Source organism: Pseudomonas sp. S3_A03, assembly GCF_054668275.1.
On sequence record NZ_CP162753.1, the window covers coordinates 4566208 to 4580404 of the forward strand.

Annotated in this window: 9 protein-coding genes; 6 read left to right on the plus strand and 3 right to left on the minus strand. The window is 60.4% G+C overall.

Annotated features, from left to right (window positions below):
* Positions 1-8: 8 nt before the first annotated feature.
* Entirely contained in the window at positions 9-1751 is a 1743-nt protein-coding gene (locus AB4O25_RS20885) for a potassium/proton antiporter (protein ID WP_017526492.1), read from the minus strand.
* A gap of 360 nt (positions 1752-2111) precedes the next feature.
* Here AB4O25_RS20885 and AB4O25_RS20890 point away from each other — a divergent pair, with 360 nt between their 5' ends.
* Positions 2112-2342 (plus strand): hypothetical protein, encoded by a 231-nt coding sequence (locus AB4O25_RS20890; RefSeq protein ID WP_017526491.1) that lies wholly within the window; start codon positions 2112-2114, stop codon positions 2340-2342.
* A complete protein-coding gene (locus AB4O25_RS20895; protein ID WP_017526490.1) occupies positions 2339-2629 on the plus strand; it encodes a cell division protein ZapA in 291 nt (96 codons plus the stop codon). The genes AB4O25_RS20890 and AB4O25_RS20895 overlap by 4 nt, the downstream gene beginning before the upstream one ends.
* Here AB4O25_RS20895 and AB4O25_RS20900 read toward each other — a convergent pair.
* Both AB4O25_RS20900 and putA read right to left on the minus strand, forming a co-directional pair.
* Positions 2626-4428, minus strand: a complete 1803-nt coding sequence (locus AB4O25_RS20900) for an acyl-CoA dehydrogenase (RefSeq protein WP_460149942.1) — start codon at positions 4426-4428, stop codon at positions 2626-2628. The genes AB4O25_RS20895 and AB4O25_RS20900 overlap by 4 nt on opposite strands.
* 229 nt (positions 4429-4657) lie before the next feature.
* Complete coding sequence (gene putA / locus AB4O25_RS20905; protein WP_017526488.1) at positions 4658-8611, minus strand: trifunctional transcriptional regulator/proline dehydrogenase/L-glutamate gamma-semialdehyde dehydrogenase; 3954 nt, start codon at positions 8609-8611, stop codon at positions 4658-4660.
* A gap of 461 nt (positions 8612-9072) precedes the next feature.
* On the opposite strand from putA, the gene putP reads away from it, so the two are divergent.
* The 4 genes from putP (at position 9073) to AB4O25_RS20925 (ending at position 14132) form a co-directional block, all read left to right on the plus strand.
* Positions 9073-10557 (plus strand): sodium/proline symporter PutP, encoded by a 1485-nt coding sequence (putP, locus tag AB4O25_RS20910; protein WP_017526487.1) that lies wholly within the window; start codon positions 9073-9075, stop codon positions 10555-10557.
* 204 nt (positions 10558-10761) lie between these two features.
* Positions 10762-12993, plus strand: coding sequence for a type VI secretion system Vgr family protein (locus tag AB4O25_RS20915; RefSeq protein ID WP_460149943.1), 2232 nt, complete (start codon positions 10762-10764; stop codon positions 12991-12993).
* A gap of 24 nt (positions 12994-13017) precedes the next feature.
* Entirely contained in the window at positions 13018-13809 is a 792-nt protein-coding gene (locus AB4O25_RS20920; RefSeq protein ID WP_460149944.1) for a hypothetical protein, read from the plus strand.
* 2 nt (positions 13810-13811) lie between these two features.
* Positions 13812-14132 carry a hypothetical protein gene (locus AB4O25_RS20925; RefSeq protein WP_460149945.1) on the plus strand — a complete coding sequence of 107 codons (321 nt, stop codon included), beginning with the start codon at positions 13812-13814 and terminating at the stop codon, positions 14130-14132.
* Positions 14133-14197 lie beyond the last annotated feature (65 nt).

Here is a 14197-nt window from a genome sequence, read left to right on the forward strand (position 1 = left end):
TCGGCAGTTTAGAGGAAGAGACCGGGGCCCGGGCGACTTCCTTCGGGGAATCTGACGCCCACTTTGCCGATCTTGTTCCCGTCCATGACCGCGACGGTCCAGATGGTGTTGTTCCACTCCACCTGGTCGCCGACCACCGGCGCGCCGCCGACTTTCTGGGTGATGAAACGGCTCAACGGCATGTCCGGGTCGATCCCTTCGAGCTTGAGGCCATACAGCGCCGAAACCGCGCCCAGTTGGGCGTCGCCTTCAAGGACGAAGTCGCCGAAGAAGCGCAGGTCGAGGCCGCGTTGCGGTGCCTGGCTGAACAGTTTGCCCAGGGCCGCCAGGTTGTGTTCGTGGCCGATCACGCAGAGCAGATCGCCGACTTCCAGCACGGTACTACCCGACGGATGGAGCAGTTGCTGGCCACGAAAAAGGGCAGCGATCCGTGTGCCTTCGGGCATTTTCAGCTCGCGCAGGGCTGCGCCGATGCACCATTTTTCCGCGCCCAGGCGGTAGACGAACAGTTCCCACTCGCTGGTGACATGTACTTCGAGGGCGGAACGGGAGATCGGCGCGGGGTCCGGCGGTACCGTCACTTTCAACAACTTGGCCACCCACGGCAGGCTCGTGCCCTGTACCAGCAACGACACCAGCACGATAAAGAACGCCAGGTTGAAATACAGCTGCGCATGGGGCAGCCCGGCCATCAGCGGGAACACTGCCAGAATGATCGGCACCGCGCCGCGCAGGCCGACCCAGGCGATAAAGGCTTTTTCGCGGCCGTGGAACGCCTTGAACGGCAGCAGGCCGACCAGCACCGACAGCGGCCGCGCAAACAGGATCATCCACAGCGCCAGGCCCAGCGCCGGCAGGGCGATCGGCAGCAAGTCGTGGGGGGTGACCAGCAGGCCCAGCACCAGGAACATGCCGATCTGCGCGAGCCAGGCCATGCCATCGAGCATATGCAAAATGCCATGACGGCTGCGCACCGGACGGTTGCCGATCACCAGGCCGCACAGGTACACCGCGAGGAAGCCGCTGCCGTGCAGGGCGTTGGTCAGGGCAAATACGAACAGGCCGCCGGCGATCACCAGGATCGGGTACAAGCCGTTGGCCAGGTTGATGCGGTTGACCATTTGCAGCATTAACCAGCCGCCACCCAGGCCGACGATGCCGCCGATACCGAATTCGCGCACCAGATGGGTCAGCAGGCTCCAGTGCAGGCCGGTCTGGCCGCTGGCGAGCATGTCGATCAGTGTCACGGTGAGGAACACCGCCATCGGGTCGTTGCTGCCGGATTCAATTTCGAGGCTGGCGCTGACCCGTTCGTTAAGCCCCTTGCCGCCCAGCAGCGAGAACACCGCCGCCGCATCGGTGGAGCCGACGATGGCGCCGATCAGCAAGCCTTGAATGATATTGAGGTTAAACAGCCATGCCGCCGCCATGCCGGTGAGGCCGGTGGTAATCAATACCCCCACCGTGGCCAGCGACAACGCCGGCCAGAGCGCCACGCGAAAACTCGCTACCCGTGTGCGCAGGCCGCCGTCGAGCAGGATCACGGCCAAGGCCAGGTTGCCCACCAGGTAGGCGGTCGGGTAGTTGTCGAAGATGATGCCGCCGCCATCGACACCGGCCAGCATGCCTACGCCCAGGATGATCACCAGGATCGGAATCCCCAGGCGCGACGAAAGAGAACTTACCAGAATGCTCGCACTCACCAGCAACGCGCCGATCAAGAACAGGCTGTTGATGGTCGTCGCATTCAAAGGCAGTACTCCGTGGGCAAACAAGACAGGCGCGGACTGACCATGCAGTCTGCGTGCCAGCGATTCTAACCTGTTGAATTGCTGCGCTGTCAAAAAGCTTTTTCTGATTCGCAGGGATCCAAATGTGTAAGGGGCAGGCTCCCCCTCCCACATTTTTAACCGAGTACGTTCAGTTGGAGGCGCAAGCGCCCGACCAGAGGTTTTATGGTTTCAGGAACCAGATGGGGGATATGCAGTCACTAAGGCTCGAAAGTGTGGCCCGGCCCCTTAAAAATCGAGCTGCGCGCCGGGGATAACCCTGGCATCCGAGGTGAATTTTCTTTATCGTCACCGCCCTTTGAAAAAGCCCGAGAAATCAAAATGTTAGAAGCATCCCTCAGCCAATTGGAACAACTGGTCAGCGACCTGGTACAGCAGAATCAAGACCTGTTGGGCAGCAACGAATCCCTCAAGGCGCAACTTGCCAGCGCCAAGGATGAGAACGACAGCCTGCAACTGAGCCTGATGGAGCAGGAAGAAAAGCATGGCGCCACCGCGGCCCGTATCCAGGCGTTGGTTGAGCGCGTGAGCGCGGGGCCTGTCGGCGCATGAATGAAGGCATAAAGGTCGTTTCGATTCTCGGAGAGGATTACTCGATCAAGGCGCCGGCCGGGGAGGATAAAACCCTGATGCACGCCGTGACCATGCTCAAGGCTTCCCTGGCCACCACCAAGAAAAAGTACCCGACCCTGATCGGTGACAAATTACTGGTGCTGGCGGCGCTGAACCTGTGCGCCGAGCAGATCGAAATGCAGCAGGCGCACCAACAGGAACTCGACCGTTACCAAGAGCAAGTCAGCGCCACGGTCGAAGTGATTTCCAAGGCGATCCAGCCTTAGAACCATCCATCCTGCATCCCCAGGCACGCATCGTCGCGTGCCTCAAGAATCGCCAGTTCATGATGGCAGCCCGGTACTTCCCAGGTCAGGAAGTAACGGGCGGCCTGGAGCTTGCCTTTATAGAAGGCCATGTCCGCCGCATTGCCCCGGGCCAGCCCTTCTTCGGCGCGAATCGCCTGTTCCAGCCAGCGCCAGCCAATCACCGTATGCCCGAATACCTTCAGGTACAGCGCCGAGTTCGCCAGGCTGTTGTTGACGCTGCCCTGGGCGAGATCCGTCAGCAGTCCCAACGTGACTTCTTGCAGGCGCGCCACCAGTTGTTCCAGCGGCTCTCTCAAGGCGGTGAGTGACGGGTATTTGTGCGCCCGCGCACCGGTTTCGGCAATCAGGCGGATCAGTTGCTTGAGCCCCGCGCCACCGTTTTGCGCCAGCTTGCGACCCAGCAAATCCAGGGACTGGATGCCATGGGTACCTTCATGGATCGGGTTCAGGCGGTTGTCGCGGTAGTACTGCTCCACCGGATATTCGCGGGTGTAGCCGTGGCCGCCGAGGATCTGGATCGCCAGTTCGTTGGCCTTGAGGCAGAACTCCGACGGCCAGGATTTGACGATGGGCGTGAGCAGGTCCAGCAGTTCGTGGGCTTGTTTGCGCTCGGTGTCGGTTCCCAGCGTGGTGGTGTCATCGAACAACCGCGCGGCGTACAGGCCCAGGTCGAAGGCGCCTTCCACATAGGCTTTTTGGGTGAGCAGCATGCGTTTGATATCGGCGTGCTGGATGATCGAGACCGGCGCGGTGCTGGGGTCTTTGTTGTCAGGCAGGCGCCCTTGCGGGCGTTCGCGAGCGTAGTCCAGTGAGTACAGGTAGCCCGCGTAACCGAGCATGACGGCGCCCATGCCAACCCCAATGCGGGCCTCGTTCATCATCTGGAACATGCAGCTCAAGCCTTGGTGCGGTTTACCTACCAGGTAGCCGACGCAGTTGCCGTTATCGCCGAAATTCAGCGCGGTGGACGTGGTGCCCCGCCAGCCCATCTTGTGAAACAGCCCGGCCAGCAACACATCGTTGCGTGCGCCGAGGCTGCCATCCTCGTTGACCAGGAATTTGGGCACGATAAACAGCGAAATGCCCTTCACCCCGGCCGGTGCGTCCGGCAGCTTGGCCAGCACCATGTGCACAATGTTTTCCGACAACGGGTGGTCGCCGCCGGAGATGAAGATCTTGTTGCCCTTGAGCCGATAGGTGCCGTCAGCCGCCGGCTCTGCGCGGGTGCGAATATCCGACAGGGATGAGCCGGCATGGGGCTCGGTCAGGGCCATGGTGCCGAAAAAGCGCCCATCAATCATGGGCTGCAGAAAACGTTGTTTCTGCTCTTCGGTGCCGAAGCTTTCGATGAGGTTGGCCGCGCCCATGGTCAGGAACGGGTAGGACGTGGACGCCGCGTTGGCCGCCTGGAAGTGGGCGAAACAGGCTTGGGACAGCAGGGTGGGCAACTGCATGCCGCCCGCGTCGAAACTGCGCGCGGCGTTGAGGAAGCCCGCCTCAAGGAACGCATCCACGGCCGGCTTGACCTCGGGAATCAGGATGGCCTTGCCGTCTTCGTAGCGCGGTTCGTTTTCGTCGTTTTTGCGGTTGTGGGGGGCGAAGTACTTTTCGGCGATGCTGCGCGCGGTGCTGATGGCCGCGTCGAAGGTTTCGCGGTTGTGCTCGGCAAACCGCTCGCGCTGGGTCAGGCCCTCGGCATCGAGGACTTCGTAGAGCTCGAAAGCCAGATTGCGGGAACTGAGCAGCGTCTCGGACATGGCGGCTTACCTTTTAGGGGAATAGGCCGGAGTCTAAGTGCGCAAATGGAGGGTGGATAGCAAGATTGATCTGGGTGATGAAGGGGCAGAACGCGGGGAGGGAATTGAAACACGATCAAAAAAGTGGGGAGGGGGCTTGCTCCCGATAGCAGTGTGTCAGCACCAGGTGTGCTGACTGAAACTCCGCTATCGGGGGCAAGCCCCCTCCCACATTGTGCAACTGCGTTTTTTAGCCGATGGTCATCAAGCTGGCGTTGCCACCCGCTGCTGCGGTGTTAACACTCAACGCCCGCTCAATCACCAGGCGCTCCAGTGCAATCGCCGTCTCACCTTGCGACAAACCATGCACGCCAACAATCGCACCGCCACGCTGGGCCACTTGCTTGCACACCGCGCGCAGTTGGTCGGAATCGCCGTGGTGCAGGACCGCGTCGAACACCACCTCGTCCTTGGCCCAATCAGCCACGCGCTGGATCTTCGCCTGAATCTCCTTCGGCAGGCGTGGGAACACGGCCTTGGTCAGGTCGGTTTCCGGCCATACCGCCGAGCCGCCTACCGCCAACACCGCGGCCAGTTGGGTCAGCAGGTCGCCTTCTACTTCCGCCAGGCACAGTACATGCTCGCGGGGCAGAATGGCGTAGCTGTTGCGCTCGCCGGTCGGCCCGGCCAGTTGGCGAGTGATGCCGCTTTGCGACTGCGCGGCGAATTGAGTGCACAGGGTGCTCAGCTCGCTGAACTTATTGCTGTCGGCCCAGGTTTTCAGGGCAGTCAGCGGTTGGCTCATGGCATCGCGCAGGCGCACATCGGGTGCCGCCAGCTTGTCGCCACGTACGAAGGATTGTTCGATCGCATCGGTAGGACGTGTCGACAGCAGGCGGTACAGATACAGCGGGCCACCGGCTTTCGGGCCGGTGCCCGACAGGCCTTCGCCACCGAACGGCTGCACACCGACCACGGCGCCGACGATGTTGCGGTTAACGTAAACGTTACCGGCGTTGACGTTATCAATCACCTTGGCGATGGTCTCGTCGATGCGGGTGTGCACGCCCAGGGTCAGGCCGTAGCCGGACGCATTGATCTGGCCGATCAACTGGTCGATCTCTTTACGCTTGTAGCGCACCACGTGCAGCACAGGGCCGAAGATCTCGCGTTGCAGTTCGTCGAAGCTTTCCAGTTCGATCAGGGTTGGCATCACGAAGGTGCCGCGCTTGATCTCTTCAGCATCGGCAATCGCCACTTGGTAAACGTTGCGGCCTTTGTCGCGCATGGCCTGGATGTGTTTTTCGATGCCGGCCTTGGCTTCTGCGTCGATCACCGGGCCGATGTCCACCGACAGTCGCTCCGGGTTGCCCAGGCGGCATTCCGCCATGGCGCCCTTGAGCATTTCGATGACGCGGTCCGCCGAATCTTCCTGCAGGCACAGCACGCGCAGCGCGGAGCAACGTTGACCGGCGCTGTCGAAGGCCGACGACACCACGTCGATGACCACTTGTTCGGTGAGCGCCGAGGAGTCCACGATCATCGCGTTCTGGCCGCCGGTTTCGGCGATCAGCGGGATCGGACGGCCTTGGGCATCCAGGCGCCCGGCGACATTGCGTTGCAGCAGGCGCGCCACTTCGGTGGAGCCGGTGAACATCACGCCTTTGACGCGATCGTCGCCCACCAGGCGGGCACCGACGGTTTCGCCCTGGCCCGGCAGCAGTTGCAGCACGCCTTCCGGAATACCGGCTTCGAGCAGGATGCGCACGGCCTGGGCCGCTACCAATGGGGTTTGCTCGGCGGGCTTGGCCAATACCGGGTTGCCGGCGGCCAGCGCAGCCGCCACCTGGCCGCTGAAAATCGCCAGCGGGAAGTTCCACGGGCTGATGCAGACCACCGGGCCCAATGGGCGGTGGGCATCGTTGGTGAAATCGTTGCGTGCCTGCACCGCGTAGTAACGCAGGAAGTCCACGGCTTCACGCACTTCGGCGATGGCGTTGGCGAAGGTCTTGCCGGCTTCGCGGGCCAGCAGGCCCATCAGTGGCTGGATGTCGCCTTCCATCAGGTCGGCGGCGCGCTCGAGGATCGCGGCGCGTTCGGCGGGCGGGGTGGCCTGCCAGATCGGGCCCGCATTGATGGCGCACTGGATCGCGTTGTCGACGTCTTCAATAGTGGCTTCTTGCACCTGGCCGACCACATCACGCAGGTCGGACGGGTTCAGCACCGCTGTCGCGGCCTGCTCGCTGGCGGCGCAACCGAGCATCGGCGCGGCTTTCCAGTTGTTGTGAGCGGTGGCCAGCAGGGCGCACGACAGTGACGCCAGGCGGTGTTCGTTGGCCAGGTCGATACCGGCCGAGTTGGCGCGGTCGCTGCCATACAAGTCGCGCGGCAATGGAATACGCGGGTGCGGCAAGCCGAAGCCGCCTTCCTGCGTGGCCATTTGCTCAATGCTGGCCACCGGGTCGGCCACCAGTTCCTGGATCGAGATGGACTGGTCGGCGATACGGTTGACGAACGAGGTGTTGGCGCCGTTTTCCAGCAGGCGACGCACCAGGTACGCCAGCAGTGTTTCGTGAGTGCCGACCGGCGCGTACACGCGGCACGGACGGTTCAGCTTGCCTTCGGAAACCTTGCCTACAACCTGTTCGTACAACGGTTCGCCCATGCCGTGCAGGCATTGGAACTCGTACTGGCCGGGGTAATAGTTCTGACCGGCGATATGGTAGATGGCCGACAGGGTGTGGGCGTTGTGCGTGGCGAACTGCGGGTAGATGACTTCCGGCACCGACAGCAGTTTTCTAGCACATGCGATGTAGGAAACGTCGGTGTACACCTTGCGGGTGTACACCGGGTAGCCTTCCAGGCCTTCGACCTGGGCGCGCTTGATTTCGCTGTCCCAGTACGCGCCTTTAACCAGGCGGATCATCAGGCGATGGCGGCTGCGGCGTGCCAGGTCGATCACATAATCGATCACGTACGGGCAACGCTTCTGGTAAGCCTGGATGACGAAACCGATGCCGTTCCAGCCGGTCAGTTGCGGCTCGAAGCACAGGCGTTCCAGCAGGTCCAGGGACAGTTCCAGGCGGTCGGCTTCTTCGGCATCGATGTTCAGGCCGATGTCGTATTGCTTGGCCAGCAGGGTCAGGGACAGCAGGCGCGGGTACAACTCGTCCATCACGCGCTCATATTGCGCACGGCTGTAACGCGGGTGCAGTGCCGAAAGCTTGATGGAAATGCCCGGGCCTTCATAAATCCCACGGCCGTGTGAGGCTTTGCCGATGGAGTGAATGGCTTGTTCATACGAGGCCAGGTACTTCTGGGCGTCGTGTTCGGTGAGCGCGGCTTCACCGAGCATGTCATAGGAATAGCGGAAACCCTTGGCTTCGAACTTGCTCGCATTGGCCAGGGCTTCGGCGATGGTTTCGCCGGTGACGAACTGTTCGCCCATCAGGCGCATGGCCATGTCGACGCCCTTGCGGATCATCGGCTCGCCACTCTTGCCGATGATGCGGCTCAGGGATGAGGTCAAGCCGGCTTCGTTGTGCGTGGCGACCAGTTTGCCGGTCAGCAGCAGGCCCCAGGTGGCGGCATTGACGAACAGCGACGGGCTGTTGCCCAAGTGCGGGTGCCAGTTGCCAGTGCTGATCTTGTCGCGGATCAGTGCGTCGCGAGTGCCCTTGTCCGGGATACGCAACAGCGCTTCGGCCAGGCACATCAGGGCCACGCCTTCCTGGGACGACAGGGAAAACTCCTGCAACAAGCCCTGAACAATACCGGCACGGCCGCCGGCGCTCTTCTGATTGCGCAGTTTCTCGGCAATCGAGGCGGCCAGCTTGTTGGTGGCTTCAGCCATGGGGGCCGGCAGGCGGGCCTGTTCGATCAGCATCGGCACCACTTCCGGCTCCGGGCGGCGGTAAGCGGCGGTGATCGAGGCGCGCAGTACCGATTGCGGCAGGATGCTCTCGGCGAACTCAAGGAAGCACTGGTGCGCGTGGTCGGCCTGGACCTCGCCCGCGTCGTCGGCATCCTTGCTGCTCAAGCCATTGAGCTCGGCCAGGGTTGCACCACCCTCGAGTTTCTCCAGGTAATTGAAAATCGCCTGCTTGATCAGCCAGTGCGGCGTGCGATCAATGGAGGTCGCGGCAGCCTTAAGGCGTTCGCGGGTCGGGTCGTCGAGTTTGACCCCAAGGGTGGTCGTCGCCATTTTCTTATCCTCATGGGTGCCACTACCGAGTGGCATTAGCTGGCGGCAAGATTAGCTGCGCCCAAGAAGAGGTGCAACCGGGTGCAACCCTTTTTATCCATGAAATTTTCGATGGATGCGGTGAAAAAATTGAGCGTTCAGCGGATTGCGCTTTCTCTTGGTGCATTTGCTTCTGAGATCCGCTGTTCTTGCTCCGAAAAGGAGCAAAAACAGGGTATTTGAGCGAATTTACGCTCAGGTGCAACTTAATCCCAAGAAACTGGTTGCACCTTATTTGCTTTGTTGAATAGCATTCGCGGCCAAGGTGCAACCAACGCGAAAGCGGGGTTCATCGGCTGGCGGCTTTCCTGGGGAAACGTCAGTCATAAATGCGCGGCACACAGGTACGTTTACTCACTGATCAGTGGGTAGCCGTCCGACAGACCGCTGCCACATAAAAACAAAGCCAGGGCGTCACTCATATGAGCGTTAGCAATCCAACCCTGATCACATTCGTGATCTACATCGCAGCAATGGTGCTGATCGGCCTGATGGCCTATCGCTCCACCAATAACCTTTCCGATTACATCCTTGGCGGTCGCAGCCTCGGCAGCGTGGTGACGGCGTTGTCCGCCGGCGCTTCCGACATGAGCGGCTGGTTGTTGATGGGCTTGCCGGGCGCGATCTACATGTCCGGTCTGTCGGAAAGCTGGATCGCCGTCGGCCTGATCGCCGGTGCCTACCTCAACTGGCTGTTCGTGGCCGGTCGCCTGCGGGTACAGACCGAACACAACGGCGACGCCCTGACGCTGCCGGATTACTTCTCCAGCCGTTTCGAAGATAAAAGCGGCCTGCTGCGGATCATCTCCGCCGTCGTGATCCTGGTGTTCTTCACCATCTACTGCGCGTCCGGCATCGTGGCCGGTGCCCGCCTGTTCGAAAGCACCTTCGGCATGTCCTACGAGACTGCCTTGTGGGCCGGCGCTGCGGCGACGATTGCCTACACCTTTATCGGTGGTTTCCTGGCGGTGAGCTGGACCGATACCGTGCAAGCGACGCTGATGATCTTTGCGTTGATCCTGACGCCCATCATCGTGCTGCTGGCCACCGGCGGCGTAGACACCACCTTCCTTGCCATCGAAGCCAAGGACCCGACCAATTTCGACATGCTGAAAAACACCACCTTCATCGGCGTGATCTCGCTGATGGGCTGGGGCCTGGGCTACTTCGGCCAACCGCATATCCTGGCGCGTTTCATGGCGGCGGATTCGGTGAAGTCGATCGCCAAGGCGCGCCGCATCTCCATGACCTGGATGATCCTGTGCCTGGGCGGCACCGTGGCCGTTGGCTTCTTCGGTATCGCCTACTTTTCGGCGCATCCGGAAGTGGCGGGTCCTGTGACCGAGAACCCTGAGCGTGTGTTTATCGAACTGGCAAAAATCCTCTTCAACCCATGGGTTGCCGGTGTGTTGCTGTCGGCCATCCTCGCGGCCGTCATGAGCACCCTGAGCTGCCAATTGCTGGTGTGCTCCAGCGCCCTGACCGAAGACTTCTACAAGACCTTCCTGCGTAAGAACGCTTCCCAGGTTGAGCTGGTATGGGTCGGTCGCGCCATGGTGCTGCTGGTGGCATTGATCGCCATCGCCATGGCCGCCAACCCGGAAAACCGCGTACTGGGCCTGGTCAGCTATGCCTGGGCCGGTTTCGGCGCGGCGTTCGGCCCGGTGGTGCTGATCTCGGTGATCTGGAAAGGCATGACCCGCAACGGCGCACTGGCCGGCATCCTGGTCGGCGCAACCACCGTGATCGTGTGGAAGCACTTCTCGCTGCTGGGCCTGTACGAAATCATCCCAGGCTTCATCTTCGCCAGCCTGGCGATCTACTTCGTGAGCAAGATGGGCGCACCGACCGCCGGTATGGTCGAGCGCTTTGACGCCGCCGAAAAAGACTACAACCTCAACAAGTAACTCGCCGGGCGTTAAGCGCCGTTTGAGTTAAAAAGAAGGCCCGCGTCCTACGGATGGCGGGCCTTTTTTTGCGTGTGATTTGAGTTGGTCCGAAGAAGATTCCGACATTGGCGTGTAGGGGTTTACTGATTTGATCGGGGGGCGCTCAGAGAGGCGAAATCGTGGTGCAGAATCTTGCGCCTACCCCTCGCAGAGAAACACCGGATGTTCGCTCCTGCCAATCAAAGTGCCTTTACCCTGACCCTCGACGGGGTTGCCAGTGACCTCAAGGTCTACCGCTTCAACGGTAACGAGGCGCTTAGTCAGCCCTACTGTTTTGACCTTGAGCTGGTAGGCGAGCAGCCCGATCTTGACCTGCAAAGCGTGTTGCATCGCCAGGTTTACCTGGGTTTCGATGATCAGGGGCATGGCGTCCACGGCCTGGTTTACCGAGTGGCGCAGGGTGACTCCGGGCGCCGTCTGACGCGATATCAAATCACTCTTGTACCGCAATTGGCCTACCTGGCGCATAGCAGCCACCAGCGTATTTTTCAGCACAAGACGGTGCCGCAGATGGTGGCACTGGTGCTGGTGGGGCAGGGGATCCTGAGTGATCAGTTCGAATTTCGCCTCAGCGGTACTTACCTCGAGCGCGAATATTGCGTGCAGTTCGGCGAGACCGACCTGGCGTTCATTCAACGTCTGTGTGCCGAGCAGGGCATTCACTACCATTTTCAGCATTCACCCGAAGGACATCTGCTGGTGTTCGGCGATGACCAGACCGTGTTTGCCCAGGCGGAGCAACCCACTCCCTACATGCCCGGTTCCGGAATGGTCGCGCAAACCCCGGCGATCAAACGCTTCGCCGTGCAGTTGGCGACCGCTACCACGGCGGTAAACCTGCGCGATTACGATTTCCGAAAACCGCGCCTGGCGCTGGAAAGCGCGGCCAGCGGTGAACAGCTTCCCATGCTCGAACAGCAAGGCTATCCCGGCCAATTCAGCGACCGTGCCCATGGCAAACACCTCGCGCAGCGCGGGTTGGAGCGCCAACGCAGCGACTACCGACTGGCCCATGGCGAGGGTGATGAACCGGCATTGGTCAGTGGCGGTTTCCTCAAGTTGTCAGGGCACCCCCGCGAGAGCTGGAATGACTTGTGGCTGGTGCGCCAAGTAAGCCACGAAGGCAAGCAGCCGCAAGTGCTTGAGGAGGCTGTGACTGAAGTCTGCGACGGTGAGTTTCGGCAGGGATATCGCAATAACTTTGTCGCCGCGCCTTGGGATGTGATCTTCCGCCCGCCTTTGTCCGAGCAAGCGCGCCCGGCTATCTCGGGTTATCAGAACGCCGTGGTCACGGGGCCTGCCGGCAGCGAAATCCATTGCGACGAGTACGGCCGGGTCAAGGTGCAACTGGCCTGGGACCGCGCCGGGGTCCATGACGATCATTCCAGTTGTTGGTTGAGGGTTGCCAGCGGTTGGGCCCATGACCGCTATGGCGCGGTGCTTATCCCCAGAGTGGGCATGGAAGTGCTGGTGGGCTTCGTCAATGGCGACCTGGACATGCCGCTGGTGATGGGTTGCCTGCCCAACGCGGCGACGCCGGTGCCCCTCGACCTGCCGGCGGACAAGACCCGCAGCATCTTCCGCAGCCAGAGCAGCCCCGGTGGCGGCGGTTACAACGAATTGCGCATCGAAGACCGCAAGGGCGCCGAAGAAATCTACCTGCGTGCCCAGCGCGACTGGACCCAGCACGTGTTACATGACCAGCAGGTACAGGTCGACAACCAGCGCCGGGTGAAAGTTGGGGGTGAGTCGCACCATGAACTGCAGGGCGAAGAACAGCGCATCACCCATGGCAACCGCCTGACCGAACTCAAGCTGGATGATCACCTGGTGGTCGGCGGCTCGCAGCAGGTAAAGGCTGGGCAAACCATTCAGATTGGCGCAGGGCAGAGCATCGTTATCGACGCGGGCGCCACCCTCACGATCCAGGCAGGAGGGCAATCGATCACGCTTTCAGCGGGCGGCATATTCAGCAGCGTGCCGATCCAGCTCGGCGGCGGCCCTGCCCCCGGCCCGGCGCCGTTGATACCGGGGCTCAAGGAAAAACTCTTGGCGGTTATCCCCGCCCCACTGAGCCCCGTGCAAGTGGCGAGTTTGAAGCGTAGTGCACCGTTTTGCGAGGAATGTGAGCGTTGCAAGAATGGGCAGTGCGATATCGCGCAGCATGGCAGCGCAGGTAATAACGCTCGAGGAGCCCCTGCGGCAAAAGCCTCGGCTGTAGAGCCAGGTTTTCATATTGTGCAACGCGCCATGCCGCGTGATGAGTTGGAAAAAACGCTGTTCGAGTCTCCCAGTGCAACTGTTCTGGAGCGTTTTCGCAGCCTGAATCCACACCTTACGCCGTACGCCCGACCGGGGCAGATGCTGGCCCTCAGCGACCCACTCAACAGCTAATGCACCCGTGAGGGAGCATTGCTGATGGAGGCAGCGCAAGAGGTGGGCAATGCGCTGACGCCGATGAGTGATGAGGAAGCGGCGTTTATGGTGGAGCACCATGAGGTGGTTAGGGGTTTTTTGGCAGAGGGTTCGATGGCGGTGGGTGTAGGGGGCTCGATGGTGAGCAAGCATTTGAGCGACGTTGAGACGATCCTGAAAGACCTTGAGAAGTTACACGTAGAAACCTTCCAACAGCACGGCAAGCTGCAAGGCGCTAAGTTCTTTGCTGAGCGGAAGTTACTGCTGAGCCAGCTGGATAAAGGTCTTGGGCCTTTGGTACGTAAAGGCGTTGGCATTCCTGATCATCCAAAGCTGAAAAGTGCGATGGGCATCTCTAGTCGCAGCCTTGTCCATCATTGGAAAAAAGCGGGTGTTTCAGAAGGGATACCCGGTTATGCGACGCACATACAAGGTGTTGCGCGGGCGAGCCGATATATGAAAGTTGGCGGTTTCGTCGGTATTGGTTTAGGCGCATCGGCCTCAGCGTTAAAGGTGAAGGAAACGTGCCGAGTTGGAACTGCTGCGGATTGTAAAAAAGTTAAACTCACGGAAGGCGGGAGCTTTTTAGGTTCCGTTGGCGGTGGTGGGGGAGGGGCATATTTTGGCACATTGGCGGCCACTCCGGTTTGTATTGCTATCGGTGTAGGAACCCTTGGCGTTGGCGGGTTAATTTGCGGCGTGGTGGTTGTGGGTGCCGGAGCCGCAATAGGGGGGAATGCCGGAGCTCGCATGGGGAGCAAGTTGGGAGAAGTTGTTTATGAGGGAGTGAAATAAATATGGAAAGCGCAAGGACTTTGTATTTTTATTGTTTGATGATCGCGGCGTTATGGGTCGTTCTTGTTTTAGTGGGGCAGGTGTATTTTTCATATCGTAAAGTCGATGAAATATTGGAGTGCTTGGGTGCTTCAAGATTGATCTCTTACCGTAAGCGTTTTATTGGTTCCGATTTTTTAAGCAAAACTTTTTTTGTGAATACCGTCGCTGGAATGTTTGTCTTTCAGAAATTGCATATTAAGGATGGGGCCATTACGCGTGAAGATCTGGACAATATTCCTCGCCAGCTAATGCGTGAGTTGAGACTGTGGGGTTTTTTTTGATGGGTATGGGGGGGTACGCGGTTACTTTGTGGTGTGTCGGTGAATATATGGGCTGGCTTGGATAA